At 73.3% G+C, this 18,712-nt stretch carries 12 protein-coding genes; 5 read left to right on the top strand and 7 right to left on the bottom strand.

The window, feature by feature from the left end; translation table 11 throughout:
- On the top strand, positions 1 to 1,415 hold a 1,415-nt coding region (locus AXW62_RS33190; protein WP_079115915.1), incomplete at its 5' end, for an ABC transporter permease subunit.
- A gap of 557 nt (positions 1,416 to 1,972) precedes the next feature.
- Here the strand turns inward: AXW62_RS33190 and AXW62_RS33185 are convergent.
- Together AXW62_RS33185 and sigJ are read right to left on the bottom strand one after the other, a co-directional pair.
- Positions 1,973 to 3,055 carry an NAD(P)/FAD-dependent oxidoreductase gene (locus AXW62_RS33185; RefSeq protein ID WP_060947736.1) on the bottom strand — a complete coding sequence of 361 codons (1,083 nt, stop codon included), beginning with the start codon at positions 3,053 to 3,055 and terminating at the stop codon, positions 1,973 to 1,975.
- A gap of 72 nt (positions 3,056 to 3,127) precedes the next feature.
- A complete protein-coding gene (gene sigJ / locus AXW62_RS33180) occupies positions 3,128 to 4,000 on the bottom strand; it encodes an RNA polymerase sigma factor SigJ (protein WP_060947735.1) in 873 nt (290 codons plus the stop codon).
- A 216-nt stretch (positions 4,001 to 4,216) separates the two neighbouring features.
- Here sigJ and AXW62_RS33175 point away from each other — a divergent pair, with 216 nt between their 5' ends.
- Complete coding sequence (locus AXW62_RS33175; RefSeq protein ID WP_370682953.1) at positions 4,217 to 5,275, top strand: PP2C family protein-serine/threonine phosphatase; 1,059 nt, start codon at positions 4,217 to 4,219, stop codon at positions 5,273 to 5,275.
- A gap of 869 nt (positions 5,276 to 6,144) precedes the next feature.
- Complete coding sequence (locus AXW62_RS33170; protein ID WP_060947734.1) at positions 6,145 to 8,736, top strand: ATP-dependent Clp protease ATP-binding subunit; 2,592 nt, start codon at positions 6,145 to 6,147, stop codon at positions 8,734 to 8,736.
- Positions 8,737 to 8,772: 36 nt separating this feature from the next.
- Here the strand turns inward: AXW62_RS33170 and AXW62_RS33165 are convergent, their stop codons facing one another.
- Positions 8,773 to 9,942, bottom strand: a complete 1,170-nt coding sequence (locus AXW62_RS33165) for a CapA family protein (protein ID WP_060947733.1) — start codon at positions 9,940 to 9,942, stop codon at positions 8,773 to 8,775.
- Between the two features lie 303 nt (positions 9,943 to 10,245).
- Between AXW62_RS33165 and AXW62_RS33160 the strand changes: the two genes are divergently transcribed.
- Positions 10,246 to 11,160 carry a class I SAM-dependent methyltransferase gene (locus tag AXW62_RS33160; protein ID WP_079115913.1) on the top strand — a complete coding sequence of 305 codons (915 nt, stop codon included), beginning with the start codon at positions 10,246 to 10,248 and terminating at the stop codon, positions 11,158 to 11,160.
- On the opposite strand, the gene AXW62_RS33155 is transcribed toward AXW62_RS33160, so the two are convergent.
- The 4 genes from AXW62_RS33155 to AXW62_RS33140 all read right to left on the bottom strand — a co-directional run bounded on the left by AXW62_RS33155 (position 11,157) and on the right by AXW62_RS33140 (position 15,718).
- Positions 11,157 to 13,058: a Xaa-Pro dipeptidyl-peptidase gene (locus AXW62_RS33155; protein ID WP_060947732.1), complete on the bottom strand. Its 1,902-nt coding sequence runs from the start codon at positions 13,056 to 13,058 to the stop codon at positions 11,157 to 11,159. The two genes, AXW62_RS33160 and AXW62_RS33155, sit on opposite strands and share 4 nt — an antisense overlap.
- Positions 13,059 to 13,146: 88 nt before the next feature.
- On the bottom strand, positions 13,147 to 13,377 hold the full coding sequence (locus AXW62_RS33150; RefSeq protein ID WP_060947731.1) for a DUF5988 family protein: 231 nt from the start codon (positions 13,375 to 13,377) through the stop codon (positions 13,147 to 13,149).
- Between the two features lie 23 nt (positions 13,378 to 13,400).
- Positions 13,401 to 14,156, bottom strand: a complete 756-nt coding sequence (locus AXW62_RS33145; RefSeq protein ID WP_432715874.1) for an AfsR/SARP family transcriptional regulator — start codon at positions 14,154 to 14,156, stop codon at positions 13,401 to 13,403.
- A 749-nt stretch (positions 14,157 to 14,905) separates the two neighbouring features.
- The gene (locus AXW62_RS33140; RefSeq protein WP_030839103.1) at positions 14,906 to 15,718 is read right to left on the bottom strand and encodes an SAM-dependent methyltransferase; all 813 of its coding nucleotides are present in this window, start codon (positions 15,716 to 15,718) and stop codon (positions 14,906 to 14,908) included.
- 298 nt (positions 15,719 to 16,016) lie between these two features.
- On the opposite strand from AXW62_RS33140, the gene AXW62_RS33135 reads away from it, so the two are divergent.
- The coding region (locus AXW62_RS33135) for a type I polyketide synthase (RefSeq protein ID WP_252368825.1) at positions 16,017 to 18,712 on the top strand (2,696 nt) is incomplete at its 3' end.

Raw genomic sequence — 18,712 nt, 5'->3', positions numbered from 1 at the left:
GCGGCGCGCTGCTCGCCGCGTTGCCGGAGTTCCTGCTGGCGTCCGTGCTGGCCGCCGTGGTCGGGGTGCGGCTGGGCTGGCTGCCCGCCGTCGGCTGGTACGGACCGCGCTGGATGGTGCTGCCCTCGCTCGCCCTCGGCCTGCCCGCGGGCGCCCTGCTGGGCCGGATCCTGGACGACGTGCTGCCCGGCGCGTTCGCGGAACCCTGGGCGCGGGCCGCCGCCGCACGCGGGCTGCCCGCCCGGCGGATCGCCCGCCAGGCGCTGCGGCGAGCGGTGCCCGGGGTGCTGCCGAACACCGGGCTCTTCGTGGTCGGGCTCACCGGGGGCGCGGTCGCCGTCGAGCAGGTCTTCGACATCCCCGGGCTCGGCCGGCTCACCCTCCAGGCGGCCGTCGCCCAGGACCTGCCGGTGCTCCAGGCGGGCACCCTCGTCCTCGTCCTGCTCGCCGCGGCCGCCGGAGGTCTCGCCCGGCTCGCGGCGCGGCTGCTGCTCGGGCCCGCGCTGCGCGACGGGGCGCTGCCCTCGCTCACCCGGCCGTCCCAGCCGTCCGCCCGCTCCCTTCCCCTGCTCCACGGCGCGATCCTGCTCGCCGTCGTGGCGCTCGGCGCCCTGCGCGACCCGCTGGCCGTGGACACCGCCGCCCGGCTCACCCCACCGTCCTGGGCGCATCCGTTCGGCACCGACGCGCTCGGCCGCGATCTGCTGGCCCGGGTGGGGCACGGCGCGCTGTCCACCCTCGCCCTGGCGGTGGCGGTGAGCGCCGCCGCGCTGGTGACGGGGGTGCTGCTGGGGCTGGTGCCCCGGCTGTCCGGCGGACTCGTGGAGACGGTGAACGCGGTGCCCCCCGTGCTCGCCGGGCTCCTGGTGGCCGGGGCGGCGGGCCGCGGCCCGTACACCCCCGCGCTCGCCGTGGCCGCCGTCGCCTGGGCCCCGCTGGGCGCCCACACCTCCGCCCTGCTGCGGCAGGAGCGCGCCGCCACGCATCTGGCCGCCACCCGCGCGCTGGGCGCGTCCCGCCGCCACCTGCTGCGCCGCCACCTCCTGCCCGCCGTCCTGCCCCCGGTCGTCCGCCACGCCCTGCTGCGCCTGCCGTCCGTGGCGCTGGCCCTGGCCTCGCTGGGTTTCCTCGGCCTGGGCGCCCAGCCGCCGTCCCCGGAATGGGGCCGGCTGCTCGCCGAGAACCACCCCTACGCCGAGCGCGCCCCCTGGGCGGTCCTCGCCCCCGCCGCCGCGCTGGCCCTCCTGGGGGTCCTGGCCGTCACGGCGTCCGGCGGCATCCGGTGGCCCCGCCCGCGCCCCCGCCCCCGCCGTCGCGTGGACACCGCCCGGGGCGCGTCGGACACCGCCCGGGGCGCGCTGGACACCGAGGTTCCGCCTCCGCGAAGCCGCCGCGCTCACCGTCCCGCGAAGTGAGGTGCTCAGCGGGCAGGAGGCGGGCGCGCTCGGTTCGGCCGTCCGCGAACCGGCCGGTGCCGTCGCCGCCTTCGCCCCTGGGAACCGCTCCGCTCGCCCTCGGCGTCCGCTCGCTCGCCGCGTCCCCTGGCCGCGGGCGACACGGTCGTGCTGAGGCGGCCCAGTAAGGACGCGCCGCTCGCCTGCGGGCCCCTTCTCGCCGATGTGCTGCGCGACGCCGGGCTGCCCGAGGGGTGCGCAACGTGGTGACCAACGCCCGCGAGGGCGCCGAGGCGCTCACCGCCGCCCCGGGTACGGATCGTTCACTGATCGGTGCCGCTCCGGGGCGCCGGGTGGCGGGTCCGTCGTCACGTGGGCGGCCCGGCCGCGCGCAGGGCGGTCCCCTGCGCGGCGGCCTCTTCCGGCTCCTCCACGTGGCCGCTGCCCGGACGGCCCTCGCGCAGCGGCTCGGTGTGACGTGCCCGCTGCGCAGCGGTCCCTTTGCGAAGCGGTCCCTTTTCGCACGGTCGCCGTTGACAGCGGCTCCTTCGCGGACGGGCCCGGCCGCCGGGCGCCCCTCAGCTCATCCCGGGGACGAGGGGCACGGCCCCGGGGCGGCGCGCCGCCAGCCGCAGCATGCTGACGGTGGAGCGCACCACCTGCTCCTTGGTGCGGGCGGCCAGGCCCCCGCGCAGCACCCGCTCGCGCGGGGAGTCGTCCGCCCGTACCCACTGGATCAGCCCGTCCCGGCGGCCGAGGCTCACGCACTGCATCCGGTAGCGGAAACGCAGCGGCCCGGGCCGCCGCCCCCGCGTCTCGGCGATGATCGAGGAAGCGGCGTGCACACCCGCCGGGAGCGCGGTGGCGCAGGCCATGCGCAGGGAGCCGGCGGACGGCGTGGACATGGCCGCGGCATCGCCCACCGCGTAGATCTCCGGGTGGGACACCGAGCGCAGGGCGTCGTCGACGCGGATGCGCCCGGTGGGGTCGAGCGCGATGCCGGCCGCCTCGGCCAGGGCGGTGTTCGCGGTCATCGCGGTGGCCCAGACCACCGCGTCGGCGTCGACGTCCTCCGGGCCCGCCACCCGCCGGCCCTCCTCGATCCGGACACCGAGCCCGGTCAGTGCGGTACGCACGTGGGCGCGGCCCGTGGCGGACAGCCCGGTGCCGATCTCGCCGCCCGTGACCAGCCGGACCTTCCAGGCGCGCTGGGACTCGGCGATCTCGGCCGCCAGCTCGATGCCGGTGAGCCCGCCGCCCACCACCGTCAGTTCACCGGGGCCGTCCAGCAGCCGCTTGTGCAGCTCGGCCGCCGTCTCCGGGGTGTAGGCGCGCTCACCGGGGTCGGGGGTGCGGCTGCCGAGCGCGTACACCAGCCGGTCGTAGCGGAGCCGGCGGCCGTCGTCGGTGGTGATCCGCCGGTCGGCCGGGTCGAGCCGGGCGGCGCGGGCGGCCACGTGGACGATGCCGGCCCGTCGCGTCAGCGCGTCCAGCGGATGCGTCACATCGGGGCGGCCGGCGGCCCGCTCGTGCAGCCGGACGCGTTCGGTGAAAACGGTGTTCGGCTCGACGAGGGTGACGCGGGTGTGCGGGGCCAGACGCAGGGCCGCCATCAGCCCCGCATAGCCCGCGCCGACCACCACGACCTGCTGCTTCTCCATTGCCGGCTCCTCCCTGGGCGGTGTTTCACGTGGAGGACGATATGGCGGCCCGGGGTGTGACGGTGATGTCGGTCACAGGTTTCGCAGATCGAGGTGGTGGAGCTTGTCGGGGTTGATGACGGCGTCGATCTCGGTGATCAGACCGTGGTGCACGGAGAACGCGAAGACGAGCGCCTGTCCGCCCGTGTGGTCGACGATGACCAGGCCCGGGGCGCCGTTGACGTCGCGACGGTGCACCGCCATCGTGGCCGGATCGAAGCCACGGGTGAGCCGGCGGGCGAAGCGGGCCACCTTCTCCCGGCCCAGGACCGGGACCCGGGCCGCCGTCACCTTGCCGCCACCGTCCGAGCGCCAGACGACCTCCGGATCGAGGACCTCCAGCAGTCCGTCCATGTCGCCACCCATGACGGCCCGGAGAAACGCGTCCACGGCCCGCCGGTGCTCACCGCGGTCCACCGAGCGCCGCGGCGCCTCCGCCCGGACCCGCTTGCGGGCGCGTGAGGCCAGCTGCCGTACGGACTCCGGGCTCCGGCCCACCACCTCGGCGATCTCGGGGAACGGCACCGAGAAGACGTCGTGCAGGATGAACGCGGTCCGCTCCGCCGGGGTCAGCCGTTCCAGCACGGTGAGCAGCGCCAGACCCACCGACTCGTCCAGCGTCACCCGGTCCTCCGGACCGCCGGCCGCCACCACCGGCTCGGGCAGCCAGGGGCCGATGTACGCCTCGCGCCGCACCCGTGCCGAACCCAGCAGGTCGTAGCAGATCCGGCTGATGACGGTGGTCAGGTACGCACGGGGGTCGGCCACCTCGTCCTCGGGCAGTGCCTGCCAGCGCAGCCAGGTCTCCTGCACCGCGTCGTCGGCGTCGGCGACCGAGCCGGTGATGCGGTAGGCGACGGCCCACAGCCGGTCGCGCTGCTGTTCGAAGTCTGCTAGCTCCGCCATGTACTGATCCTCTCGTCGGCCCGGGAGGAAGGACGACACGGCGGCCGGAAGTGTGACAGCGCTCTCCTCGCCAGGACCGGGACCTTCCGGGGGGGCGGTGGCGCGTTTCCGGACGGGCTGGGCTGGCGCGGTGGCCACGGACAGGCGTAAGCAAGACATGTGCACACGCGGCAAGGTCCCTCGGATCTGCGCCGGCCAAGGTGGCGGTCCCACGTCTTGGCCGTGATTCCCCTGCTGGTCATCGTGCTGATCACGCTCGGCGATGTGTTCACCCCGGCGAGCATCCGGCTCAGCCCGCTGCTGATCGCGGCCCCCGCCCTCACCGCCTCGTTCGCCGGGCCCCTGCTCACCGCGTGCATCGGACTCCTGGCCGTGGTCGCACAGGTGATCACCAACGCCTCGGAGGGCCTCCTCACCCAGCCCGGCCGCCTCGCCGAGGTGATCACCCTGGCCCTGGTCTCCGCGCTGATCGTGTTGTTCCGCGCGGTACTCGACCGGCACAGACGCGAGCTGAACCGGGTGCGGGCGGTGGCCGACGTGGCGCAGCGGGTGCTGCTGCGCCCGCTCCCCGGCAGGGTGGGCCCGCTGCGGATCGCCTCGGTCTACCTCGCGGCCGAACCGGGAGCGGAGATCGGCGGCGATCTGTACGCGGCGGCGCGCACCGCGACCACCACCCGCCTGATCATCGGCGATGTGCGGGGCAGCGGACTGACCGCCGTCGCGGACGCCTCCCTGGTGCTCGGTGCCTTCCGCGCGATGGCCCATTGGCCCGTGCCGCTGACCGATCTGGTGGCCCACCTGGACACCGCCCTGTACGCCGAGCGGGCCGAGAACCGCGACACGGCGCCCGGGGCGGGGGAGTCGTTCGTCACCGCCGCGGTGCTGGAGATCCCCGACGACCGGCCGGTGGTCCGCCTCGTCAACTGCGGACACCCCCCGCCGATCCTGCTGCGCGACTCCAGGGTCGAGGAGTTGCAGGGACCGGCGCCCGCGCTGCCGCTGGGTCTCGGCCACCTGGCGGCCGGAAGCTACCAGGCCGAGGACTTCCCCTTCGGCGAGGGCGATCAGCTGCTGCTCTATACGGACGGGGTGATCGAGGCGCGGGACGCCGAGGGCACCTTCTACCCGCTCGCGGAGCGGCTCCCGGGGTGGGACGGCGACGGGCCCCAGGGTCTCGTCGACCACCTGCGCCGCGATCTGCTCAGCCATATCGGGGGCCACCAGGGGGACGACGCCGCCATGGTCGTCCTCGAACGACACGGGACGGAGAGCTGACGGCCACCACTGGCCGTCACCGCGGGGCCGGGCCGTCACCGTGGGGTTCGGACCCGTGGCCACCGGACCGGCCGCCACCGCAGGGCCGGACCGGTGGCTGTGGCGTTGGACGCCGTGACCGCAGGGTCGGAGCCGTGGCCGTGGCGCGGAGCCGTGGCTGTGGCGTTGGGCCCGTGGGTGTGGCGTCGGGCCCGCGACCGCCGGGCTGGCCGTCACCGCAGGGTGGGAGCCCGTGGCCACTGGGTCGGCCGTCACCGCAGGGCCGGACCGGTGACCGCAGGGCCGGACCGGTGGCTGTGGCGTTGGACCCCGTGACCGCATGGTCGGGCCCTTGGGTGTGGGGTCGGATCCGTGGCCGTGGTGTCGGACCCTCGACCCCAGGGCCGGACCCGTGACCGTAGGGCCGGACCGGTGGCTGTGGCGTTGGACGCCGTGGCCGTGGCGCCGGGCCCGTGGCCGTGGCGCCGGGCCCGTGGGTGTGGCGCCGGGCCCGCGACCGCCGGGCTGGCCGTCACCGCAGGGCCGGAGTCGTGGCCACCGGGCCAGCTGTCACCGCGGGGCCGGACCCCGTGGCCACTGGGTCGGCCGTCACCGCGGGGCCGGACCCGTGGCTGTGGCGCCGGACCCGTGACCGCTGGGCGGGGCCGTCACCGCAGGGCCGGATCCGCGACCGTGGCGCGGAGCCGTGACCGCAGGGTCGGACCCGCGACCGCTGGGCCGACCGTCACCGCAGAGTCCGCCCCGTGACCGTGGCGTCGGATCCGTGGGCGTCGGGCGGGGCTCCGGGGCGGACTCCGTCCGCCGCTCGGGCCCGCCGGTGGAACCGCCCAGGATCGGACATCGGTGTCGATCACCATTAAACTGTCCATATGGGCAGTGGGAACGAGGGCCCGAACCAGGGCCCCGAAGACTTCGGGCCGGACCCACTCGGCGACTTCCTCGCACGCTTCCTCGGGACCGGGCCGGCCGGGCAGCGGCCCGACTCACGCCACGTCGACTTCGGCCGGCTGATGAGCGAGAACGCGCGGCACCTCGTCTCCGCCGCCGCCTCCTACGCCGCCGAACACGGCAGCACCGACCTCGACACCGAACATCTGCTGCGCGCGGCGCTCGCCGCCGAGCCCACCCGGACCATGGTCTCGCGCGCCGGAGCCGACCCCGACCGGATCGCCGCCGACATCGACCGGGAGGCGGGCGACGGGCCGCCGCGCAACTCGGTCGCCGTCACCCCGGCCGTCAAGCGGGCGTTGCTCGACGCCCATGAGATAGCCCGCTCGCGCGGCGCCTCGTACATCGGCCCCGAACACGTGCTCATCGCGCTCGCCGCCAACCGCGAGTCCACGGCCGGGCAGATCCTCAACGCCGCCCGCTTCGAGCCCCGGCCCCCCGGGCCGCAGACCGGCGGCCTCACCCCCAGCGCACCCTCCGCTGACCAGCGGCCCGTGGTGGACCAGCAGAAGACCCCGACCCTCGACCGGTTCGGCCGCGATCTGACCGAACTGGCCCGCGAGGGGCGGATCGACCCGGTGATCGGCCGCGATGAGGAGATCGAGCAGGCCATTGAGGTGCTCGCCCGGCGCGGCAAGAACAACCCCGTCCTGATCGGCGAGGCCGGAGTCGGCAAGACGGCGGTCGTCGAAGGGCTCGCCCAGCGGATCGCCGACGCCGATGTGCCGGACATCCTGCTCGGCCGCCGGGTCGTCCAGCTCGACATCACGAGCGTCGTGGCCGGCACCCGCTTCCGCGGCGACTTCGAGCAGCGGGTCACCAGCATCGTCGACGAGATCCGTACCAACTCCGACGAGTTGATCATCTTCATCGACGAACTGCACATGGTCGTCGGCGCGGGCGGCGGCTCCGAGGGCGGCCAGATGGACGCGAGCAACATCCTCAAGCCCGCGCTGGCCCGCGGCGAACTCCATGTGATGGGCGCGACCACGCTGCGGGAGTACCGCCAGTACATCGAGAAGGACGCCGCGCTGGCCCGCCGCTTCCAGCCCATCATGGTCCCCGAGCCCACCCCCGCGGACGCGGTCGCCATCCTGCACGGGCTGCGCGACCGGTACGAGGCCCACCACCAGGTCCGCTACACCGACGAGGCGCTGTTCGCGGCCGTCGAGCTCTCCGACCGCTATCTGACCGACCGGTTCCTGCCGGACAAGGCCATCGACCTCATGGACCAGGCGGGGGCCCGGGTACGGCTGCGCTCCAGCGCCCGCGGCACCGATCTGCGCGCCCTGGAGCGGGAGGTCGAGCAGCTCACCCGGGACAAGGACCAGGCCGTCGCGTCCGAGAGCTACGAACGCGCCACCGCCCTGCGGGACCGCATCGCCGAGCTGAACACCCGGATCTCCGAGGCGTCCGGCACCCAGTACCACGGCGGGCGCGTCGCCGAGGTCACCGTCGAGGACATCGCCGAGATCGTCTCCCGGCAGACCGGGATCCCGGTCTCCAGCCTGACCCAGGAGGAGCGCGAACGCCTCCTCGGCCTGGAGGAGCACCTCGGCCGGCGGGTCATCGGGCAGGAGCAGGCCGTGTCCGCCGTGGCCGACGCCGTGCTGCGCGCCCGCGCCGGGCTCGCCGACCCCAACCGCCCGAGCGGCAGCTTCCTCTTCCTCGGCCCCACCGGGGTCGGCAAGACCGAACTCGCCCGTGCGCTGGCCGAGGCGCTCTTCGGCAGCGAGGACCGCATGGTCCGCCTCGACATGAGCGAGTACCAGGAGAAGCACACCGTCAGCCGGCTGGTGGGCGCGCCCCCCGGATACGTCGGTCACGAGGAGGCCGGGCAGCTCACCGAGGCGGTGCGCCGCCAGCCCTACTCGCTGCTGCTCATGGACGAGGTGGAGAAGGCCCACCCCGATGTCTTCAACGTCCTGCTCCAGGTGCTCGACGACGGCAGGCTGACCGACGCCCAGGGCCGCACCATCGACTTCAAGAACACCGTCATCGTGATGACCAGCAACCTCGGCTCGGAGGCCATCACCGGACGCGGCGGCCCGCTGGGCTTCGGCGGCGGTGACGAGGAGGCCGACGAGGCGGCACGCCGGGAGCGGGTGCTGCGCCCGCTGCGGGAGCACTTCCGGCCGGAGTTCCTCAACCGCATCGACGAGATCGTCATCTTCCGCCGGCTCGCCGACGACCAGCTGCGGCAGATCGCCGATGTGCTGCTGGAGGAGACCCGGCGCCGGCTGCGCGCCCAGGACGTCGGCGTGGAGTTCACCCCGGCCGCCGTCGAGTGGCTGGCCCGGCACGGGCACCAGCCGGAGTACGGCGCCCGGCCGCTGCGCCGCACGATCCAGCGCGAGGTCGACAATCCGCTCTCCCGGATGCTGCTCGGCTCCACGCTGCCGCCGCACAGCCATGTCCGGGTCGAGGTGGAGAACGACAAGCTGGCCTTCCGCACCACCGGGCGGACGGAGGAGTCCGGCCCGGCGGACCGGGGCGGTCCGCCGCGGCGGTAGGCCGGAGGGGCGGCGCGGCCGGCGTGGCGGGCCGGATCAGCGGCCCATGGTGAGCCCGTCCTTCTTGGCGCCCCGGCTGAGCACCGCCTCCTGGATGGTGCTCAGGGCGCTGGTGTAGCGAGGGCTGCCGGGGCTCTTCTCCAGGGCCCGGGGGAGGTTCACCAGGCTGATCGGGTCGTTGTCCACGGCGTGCGGGATGTACTCCGCCTTCTTCACCCGCCACGCCCTGCCCGGGGCGGTGGGCGGGGCGAAGGTGAAGCGCGCGGCCGAGCCCAGCTGGCCGCGTTCGTCGGGCATCACCCCCGCGATCTGGTCCCCCATGCCGTAGACCACCCAGGTGCCGTTGACCTTCTCGTACGCCTGGGGGACATGGGCGTGGGTGCCGATGATCAGGTCGATGTCGCGGCGGCCCTTGTCCTTGGACGCGGTGAGCTTCCTGGCGAGCGCGAGCTGGAGCTTGTCCGGCGCCTGCTGCCATTCGGTGCCCCAGTGGATGCTGGCGACGACCACATCGGCCCCGGCGCGGCGGGCGGCCCGCGCGTCCTTGATGATCCGCTCGGGGTCGATCAGGTTGATCAGCCATGGTTTGTCCTTGGGGACCGGGATGCCGTTGGTGCCGTAGGCGTAGGCGAGCTGGGCGACCTTGGCGCCGCCGGCCTGCAGCATCGCGGGACGGGTGCGCTCCTGGGCGGACCGGGCCGACCCGGTGTGCTTGAGTCCGGCCTTGTCCATCGCGTCGAGGGTGCGGACCACCCCCTCGGCGCCGGCGTCCAGGGTGTGGTTGGAGGCGGTGGAGCAGGAGTCGTAGCCGAGGCTCTTCACGGCCTGGGCGAGCTGCGGAGGCGTCTTGAAGGTCGGATAGCCGGTGAACGGCCCGTGGGCGGCCCCGTAGACCGTCTCCATGTGGCAGATGGCCAGGTCCGCCTGGGAGACGAGGGGTGAGGCCGCCTTGATCATGCGCCGGAAGTCATACCCTTCGCCGCCCGCGTCGGCCTGTGCCTGCCGGATGACCGAGGCGTGCACCAGCAGATCGCCGGTGGCCACCAGGGTGAAGTCCTTCAAGGCCCGGTGCCGGAGCGCCGCCGCGCTCTTGGAGGGCTTCTCCTCGGCCTTCGGGGCGGCCGGTGTCCCGCTGCCGCAGGCGGTGACGGCGCCGAGCAGGGCGACGGCGAGCAGCGCCGTCCGGTGGTGACGGTGAGGGGACACGGTTCACTCCGCACTGGTCCGGCTTACAGGGGACCGTTTTGTTCTGATTGTCGGATTGTCATATTTATATGCACGGCAGGGGGCTGCCCTGCGGAGCGGTGCGGAGCTTCACCTGATCGGCCGATCGGTTGCACCCGTCCGGAACGGGCGCGCCCACCCGCCCCGGCGGTTCACCGGAGCGCCGTTCCAGACGCAACCCCCGCGTGCACGTGGCCCGTTGGCGGTGTGGGCGGGGCGCGGAGCTGACACCATGGGGTGGGTCACCCGCGCCGTGTCGCGGGGCCTGAAGGGGGAGGGCGTGCCATGCGGACCGGCCGGCCCAGCACCACCGCACGCGGCGCCGCCGCGTTCCGCGCGGCCCACCAGGAGCTGGAGGGCGGCCGGGTGTTCCACGATCCGCTGGCGCTGCGCGTCCTCGCCGCCGACGCGGACGACCCCGCGCTCGAGGCGGCCTTCCGGCCCGAGCGGGAGGACGTGCGGCTGTCGGTGGCCGCCCGTGCGCGGTTCGCCGAGGACGCCGTCACGGCCGCCGTGGCGCGCGGGGTACGGCAGGCGGTGGTGCTGGGGGCGGGGCTGGACACCTTCGGCTGCCGCAATCCGCACGCGGCGGAGGGTCTGCGGGTGTTCGAGGTGGACCACCCCGCGACCCAGGGGTGGAAGCGCGGCCGGCTGGCCGCGGTGGGGATCCCGGTACCGGCGTCACTGACCTTCGCACCGGTCGACTTCGAGCGGCAGAGCCTGGCCGAGGGACTCGGGGCGGCCGGTTTCGACCCGGTCCGCCCGGCGTTCTTCGTCTGGCTCGGCGTGGTGCCGTATCTGACGCGCACCGCCGTGCTGGGCACGCTCGGCTTCATCGCGGCCCTGCCGAACGGCTCCGGAGTGGTCTTCGACTACGGTGAGCCGCCGGACGCGCTGCCACCGGAGCAGCGCGCCGTGCACGAGGCCCGCGCGGCCTGGGCCGCCCGGGCCGGTGAGCCCTTCCTCAGCTTCTTCACCCCGGGGGAACTCGCCGCCGAACTGCGCCGGCTGCGCTTCTCCGCCGGTGAGGACATCCGCTACCGCGATCTGACGGCCCGGTACGGGAGCGCCCACCGCACGGCCGGCGACCATGCGGATCTGGGCGCTCATGTGGTCCACGCCTGGACCGAGGACCAGGGCCCGTCCGGCGGTTCCCGGCGACGCCGCGGAGTCCCCTCGGACAGCTCGGACAGGGCCTAGGGACGCCGGGTGGTGCGGAGCCCCTCGGCGGTGGTCACCGGTACGGTGACACGGCTGCCGCCCAGGTCCACCGTCACCGTGGCCCCGGTGGCGTCCTCGAAGTACAGGAAGTCGGCGTCGGTGCCGCCCAGGACCAGCCCCAGCCGATGGCCCGGCTTGATCTCGTAGTCGTCCGGCAGTGTCCTGAAGGTGATCCGGTAGGACCGGCCGGGGATCAGCGGCTCGGGGGTGGTGACCGAGTGGCGGTTCTGGGCGTCCATCCAGCCGCGGCTGATCACCTCGGAGGGTTCGCGCGCCGTCACGGTGACGGTCTTCCGGTAGCAGGCGTCGTCCTGGGCGGTGCTCTCCCCGTGGCAGGACTCCTCGTCCAGCCGTCGCAGACCGTCGTGGATGCCGTGCTCGGGCTCGTTGCGGTTCCAGTCGATCCGTTCCTCCTCGCCGTAGTCCACGAGCAGCGCGGTCAGGTTCGACGTCGGTTTGTCGAGCCTGACCCGCAGGTCCACGGTGGGCGTACCGGACAGCCGTACCCCGGTGCGCAGCGGCGGGGTGAGGAACGCCAGCCGGCCCGGACGGCTCGCCGACGGGTCGGCGGTGAGATCCGCCTCGCTCAGCTTGGTGTCGGTGAAGGTCCCGGTGCCACCGGCGGGGCTCAGTGCCAGCGAGCCGTCGGGCCCGGGGCGCAGGGGCACCGAGGAGGTGCCCGCGGGCCAGTCGGCCTGGGTCGTCCAGGTGGCCGGGCCGGTCTGCAGATCGACCCGCGGCTCGTCCATGATCCCGTTCCGGATGCCGTACAGCCAGTGGTCGAACCACCGGTGCACGGTGGAGACCCACCGGGCGCGCCGGCCGGGCCAGTCGAACGGATCGGTGTGCCCGTAGGCGCCCAGCCACAGCTTGCGCGGCACATGGCGCCGGGCCAGCGGGGCCCACCAGTTCGCGAACTGGTCGATCCGGACGTTGTAGTCGTTGGTGTCGTGCACCGCGAAGACGCTCGCGCGCACCTTGTTCACCTCGGGCGCCGGGGGCGCGAGGTAATTGCGCTCATGCCAGTGGGCGTTGTAGTTGCCGGTGGCGTCGTCCTCACCGGCCTGCAGCCGGTTCCGGACGGCCTGGCACTTCTGGGGCGGGTCGGAGTCCAGCGCACTGGCCAGCCAGGAGGCGAAACCGTTCCAGTGCTTGGCGCCGTTGCTGCGGGCGAACTCGTACCACGAGCTGACGCCGGAGATCGGGACGATGGTCTCCAGCCCCTCCACGCCGGTGCCGGCCACGGCGTTGGCCAGCGTTCCCTCGTAGGAGTGGCCGATCATGCCGACCTTGCCGGTGGTCCAGGATGCTTCGACCTCGCTGCCGTCGGCCGCGTACGCCGTGGCGCGGCCGCCCAGCCAGTCGATCGCCGCCTTGGCGGCCGCCACGTCAGAGGTGCCGCCGACCGTCGGACACCCCTCGGACCTGCCGGTCCCGGTCATGTCGACATCGACCACGGCGTAGCCGCGCGGCACGAAGTAATTGTCGTAGAAGAGCGGGAACTTCACCGGGGCGCCCTGGGCGTCGTAGGTCTTCCGCTCCAGTTCGAATCCGCGGCCCACGGTGTCGTTGTAGGGCGTGGCCGACATGATGACCGGCACCTTCAGACCCCGCTGGGTCTCCTCGGGCCGGATGATGTCCACCGCGACCCGGTCCTTGTGCCCGTCGCGGTCACTGTCGACGGGGGTCTGGACCATGAGGTGTTCCCGCACGGCATGCCGGTAGGAGAAGACCGGCTGGGTGCGGCCGCCCGCCACCCGGACCCCGGCCGGAGCGGCGGAGGTCCGGGCCGACGCGGGCCCGGCGGGCAGGGCGGTGAGGGACGTCGAGATCGCGAGCGCGGCGATCACGGCTCCGCGCCATCGTGAGGTGAGCACGCTTGACCTCCTGGCCACCCGGCCCCCGCCCCGGGATGGCGACCCGGCGGCGGAGGCCGGCGAGCGCGGGGGAACGGGGCCGTGGGGACTACTCGGCGATTTTCGTCCGCATGGTCCAGCGGAAGATCGCTGGGGTGATGTCAGCGGAGTCGTTGACGAGTTCGAAATGCTCGTACCCATTGCGGTGCGGGATTTTGAGCTTCTTCGTGGTGAGGGTCGACCGCCCGGTCCGCACTGCCCGGGGCAGATCGTCCGGTCCGCCTTCGAGGACGACCTCGATCGGGCTGCCGTCGGACAGACAACTGGTGTGATCACTCATGTGTCCACCTCCTTCCGCGGTCTTCATGCGGGCACCTGGAGTTCCAGGCGGTCATCCGAGGTGAGGATGGCCCGCTGCATGTCCTGGAGGGCCCGGCACGGTTCGAGCCCGAGTTCCTCGTTGAGCGTTTTGCGGGCCGCCTGGTACACATGCAGGGCGTCCGCCCGGCGGCCGCAGCGGTAGAGCGCCAGCATCAGCTGACGGTGCAGGGCCTCCCGCAACGGGTGTTCGGTGGTCAGCTGGTACAGATCGCTCACCAGCTCGCGGTGGCGGCCGAGCATGAGCCGGGAATCCGTGAGCATCTCGATGCACTCCAGCCGGGCTTCCTTCAGCCAGGTCTGAAAGCCTTCCAGGATCGGTCCGTGGCACACGTCGTCCAGCGACGGATCGCGCCAGAGGTCGAGTGCGGCTTCGAACGTGGCCGTGGCCTGCTGGTAACGCCCTTCCCGGAGGTGATCCCGGCCCTCGCACACCAGCCGTTCGAAGCAGTGGAAGTCCAGATGGTCCGGCCCCAGCCGCAGCACATAGCCCGGGGGGCGGGTGAGAACGGGGCTTTCGCTCTGCTCGGGCCGGCGCAGGAACTTACGGATCTGGGAGACATACACATGAAGTCCGGCGATCGCCCGGCGCGGTGGGTCCTCTCCCCAGATCTCGGTGATGAGCTGGTCGATGGGGACCACCTGGTCGGCGCGGACGAGGAGGACGGTCAGCAGGACCTCGATCTTGCGGGCCCTGATGGTTAATTTCTTTTCCTCTTCCACCACTCGGAGAGGTCCCATGATCTCATATCGCACGATGTGCCCCATCCGAGTCGCCGACGAATGCGGTCAGGGGACAGCCGGCGCCTTTGCCGCAAGTGCCCGCGGGGTTGTCCGTATGCTCTTTCGATGTCACGGGCGACGTCCGTCTGCTTTCGGAGACGAACGCCTGTACGGGGCGGGTCGGGACGGTCCGTACGGACCGTCCGCCCCGGCCGTCCGGACGGTGCGCGGGAATTACCGCGGACCCGGAATCCGGCGCCCCGGAAGGGGATGGGAAGTGGGCGTTCGCCGAGCCGCTTGCGTGTGGAAAGTGGTCCGGCCGCGCCTCGCCGCGCGGGGACGGGTGGTGCCGCCGGATCCACTGACGCACGCCGTTCGCGACTGCCATTACTCACCCCTCTTTTATCGCGGACCTGCCGAGGAATCAGAGAACGGGCCAAAGTGTGCCTTCGGCAGGTGCCCCACTTCGTAAGCGAGTCCTATGACTACCCACCCCACCTAGAATCCGGATATACACGCCCTCGAGGCATCTCCCCGGCGGCGCGGAACGAGTATTCGTGAATCGGGTCCGGAAGATCGGAGTCCGGATACCTCGCACCTGGAGGTGTCGCAGTCCGCGAAAGAGAATACGCGGATCGCGTCGGCGGGGACAAGCGCGTCCTGCGAGATCGTGGGCCCCTTGCCGCCGTTTAGATGAGGAGCGGGAAATTCCGGCTCCGCGGGGTCCATGAACGGCGGGTCGAATAACCGTTGGGCCGGTTGTCGATTCAGGGCTTGCGGGCGACCACGATCGCACAGCCGGCGCTCCCCACGGCGGGCAGGGCGGACTTGGCGGCGTCCAGCACCTCCTGCACGCTGACCCCGTGCCGCTCCTCGAACTCCCGGCGGCAGCGCAGGATGCCGTCGATCATCCGGCCGGCGGTGTCCTTGGTGTGCTCGGTGACATCGGTCAGTTCCTCCAGCACCAGCCCCGCGTCGCTGATCAGAGCGGGCCAGTCGGCCAGCGCGACCAGCGAGGTGACCACCCCGGGACCGTCGGCGGGCTGGTAGCTGCCGTCGCTCGGCGGGGTGACGTCCGTGAGCACCAGCCGGCCTCCGGACACCAGCACGCGCGCCATCTCGCGCAGTGCCGTCGGGCGGTCCATGTGATTGATGGATTCGAATGCGAGTACGGCATCGAAAGACGCGTCGTCGAAAGGCATCGCCATGGCATCGGCGTATTGGAAAGCCACCCGGTCGGACAGCCGGCCGAGCCGGGCGGATTCGGTCGCCTGTGTGACCTGGAGCTCGCTGATCGTGATGCCGAGGACATCGGCACCGGTGGCGGTCGCCACCCGCATCGCCGGTTTCCCGATACCGCAGCCGGCGTCCAGCACCCGGTCACCCGGCCCCACCCGCAGCCGTTCGATGAGCAGATCCGTGAAACGGTCGGTGGCCTCCTGGACCGAACTGGTATCCGATGGGCCGTCCCAGTAGCCGAAGTGGAAGTTGTCGTCCCACGCCATCCGCAGAAGCGGGCCCAGCGAGCTGTAGTAGTCCGACACCGTACCGCTGGGCGGCACGGCCGATGGAGAGGTCATGGCACTCCTCCTGTGCTCGAAAGACGGGTCGGCCCAGGGCCTGTCGTCAAAGGGGGCGCCCCGCTCCCGACGCCCCCTTTGACGACAGGCCCCAGGGCGCATAAAGGCTCACCCGCTCAGCGATGGTCCGGGGTTCCGGTAACGCGTCTCTAAAGTCACCGGCCGTAGCCCATTTGGTCTTGCTTTAGAACCGCGCCCCACGATGGGCCACGTGCTCGCACCGATCATCAATACGGAGCGGGAGTGCCGCCCATGACCAAGAACACCCAGATGTTCTCCGAGCGCCGTATGGGGTGCGATGGATAGCGCCGCGCCCACTCCGGCACCTCAGCACGCGGAGCCCGTCGCCGTGGTGGGAATGGCCTGCCGCCTGCCGCACGCACCCAGCCCGTCAGCCTTCTGGCGGCTGCTGCGGGAGGGCGGGAACGCCATCACCACCATGCCGGACGACCGCCGCCGAGCCGGCCCCACCGCCGGCGGCCCCGACCGGCCGGCCTCGGCCTGGTACGGCGGGTTCCTGGACCGCGTCGACACCTTCGACGCCTCCTTCTTCGGCGTCTCCCCCCGCGAGGCGACCGCCATGGACCCCCAGCAACGGCTGATGCTCGAACTCGCCTGGGAGGCGTTCGAGGACGTGGGCATCCGCCCCGGAACCCTGCGGGACAGCGCCACCGGTGTGTTCATCGGCGCCATCTGGGACGAATACGCCGCCCTCCTGCGCCGGCACACCCCCACCGCGGCCACCCGGCACGCCATGACCGGCGTCCACCGCAGCATCATCGCCAACCGGGTCTCCTACGGCTACGGCCTGCGCGGCCCGAGCCTCACCGTCGACACCGCCCAGTCCTCCTCGCTGGTGGCCGTGCACACGGCCTGCGAGAGCCTGCGGCGCCGGGAGTGCGCCCTGGCGCTGGCCGGGGGCGTCAACCTCATCCTCACCGAGGACAGCATGGCGGCCGCCGCCGCCCAGTTCGGCGGGCTCTCCCCGGACGGGCGCTGCCACACCTTCGACGCCCGCGCCAACGGCTTCGTCCGTGGCGAGGGCGGCGCGGTGGTACTCCTCAAACCGCTGGCCGCGGCCACAGCCGACGGCGACCCGGTGTACTGCGTCATCCACGCGGGCGCCGTCAACAACGACGGCGCCACCGACGGGCTGACGGCCCCCAGCCCGGCGGCCCAGGAGGACGTGGTGCGCACCGCCCACCTGCGGGCCGGGATCCCACCCGACCAGGTCCAGTACGTCGAGCTGCACGGCACCGGAACCCCCGTCGGCGACCCCGTCGAAGCCGCCGCGCTCGGCGCCGCGCTCGGCACCGCCCGCACGGACGGCACACCGCTGCTCGTCGGCTCCGCCAAGACCAACGTGGGCCACCTCGAGGCCGCCGCGGGCATCGTCGGACTGCTCAAGACCGCCCTCGGCATCCGGCACCGGCAGCTCCCGCCCAGCCTCCACTTCACCACCCCGAACCCCCGCATCCCCCTGACCGAACTCGGACTGCGGGTCCAGGACCGGCTCACCGGCTGGCCACACCCGGACCGGCCGCTGATCGCCGGGGTCAGCTCCTTCGGCATGGGCGGCACCAACTGCCACCTCGTAGTCGGCGAAGCGCCCCCGCCGGCGGCCGCGACCGCACCGGCCACCCCCGGCCGCGAACCGCCCGTGGTGGCCTGGCCGCTCTCCGCGAAGACCCCCGCGGCGCTCCGCGCCCAGGCCCGGCGGCTGCGCGACCACCTGGCGGACCACACCGGCCTCGCCCCGGCCGACGTCGGACACGCCCTGGCCACCACCCGGACCGCCTTCGGCCACCGCGCGGTGATCCTCGGCGACGGCGCCGACGAGCTGCTGAGCGGACTGGACGCGCTGGCCGCGGGCGCGCAGACCGCCGGAGCGGTCCAGGGCAGGGCCACCGGCGGCGGCCTCGCGTTCCTCTTCAGCGGCCAGGGCAGCCAGCGCCCGGCCATGGGCCAGGAGCTGTACACCGCCCACCCGGTCTTCGCCGCGGCGCTGGACGAGGCCTGCGACTGTCTCGACGCCCACCTGGAAGAGCCGCTGCGCGAGGTGATGTTCGCCCGGCCCCCCTCGCCACGGGCGGCACTGCTCGACCGGACCGACTACACCCAGCCCGCGCTGTTCGCCCTCGAGGTGGCCCTGTACCGGCTCGCCACATCCTGGGGGGCGGCCCCCGGCCATCTGATGGGCCACTCGGTCGGCGAGATCGCCGCGGCGCACGCGGCCGGTGTGCTCAGCCTGCCGGACGCCTGCGCACTGGTGGCCGCCCGCGGCCGGCTGATGCGGTCGGTCACCGCGGACGGCGCCATGGCCGCGCTCCAGGCCGACGCGGACGAGGCCGCCGGACTCCTGGCCGGGCGGGCGGACCGGCTGGACCTGGCCGCCGTCAACGGGCCGTCGTCCGTGGTGATCTCCGGCGACCGCGACGCCGTGCACGAGGCCGTCGCCGTCTGGCGCGGGCGCGGCCGCAAGGCCCGGCCGCTGAAGGTCAGCCACGCCTTCCACTCGCCGCACATGGACGGCGTGCTGGACGACCTGCGCACCGTCGCCTCCGCACTGACCTTCCGCGCACCGGCCGTCCCCCTCGTCTCCAACGTGACGGGACGGGCGGCCACCGCCTCACAGCTCGCCTCACCGGAGTACTGGGCCCGGCACGCCCGCCACGCGGTGCGGTTCATGGACGGTGTGCACACCCTCCTGGACGCCGGTGTCACCACCTTCCTCGAACTCGGGCCGGACGCTCCGCTCACCGCCATGACCCGGGAATGCCTCACCGCACGGCCCGGACCGGCCCCCGGACGGCCGCGGCCGTCCGCCGCGGCGGCGCTGCGCCGTGACCGTCCCGAGGCGCGCACCTTCACCGCCGCCATGGCCCAGGCGTACGTCCACGGCGCCGAAGTGGCCTGGGAACGCACCGGTGCCGGGCACCCCCGGCGGCGGGTCCCGCTGCCGACGTACGCCTTCCAGCGGGACCGCTACTGGCC

This window comes from Streptomyces hygroscopicus subsp. hygroscopicus (genome assembly GCF_001553455.1).
GTDB lineage: Bacteria > Actinomycetota > Actinomycetes > Streptomycetales > Streptomycetaceae > Streptomyces > Streptomyces hygroscopicus.
The sequence above is the reverse complement of the archived record's forward strand: the minus strand, read 5'-3'. Positions and strand labels throughout refer to the sequence as shown.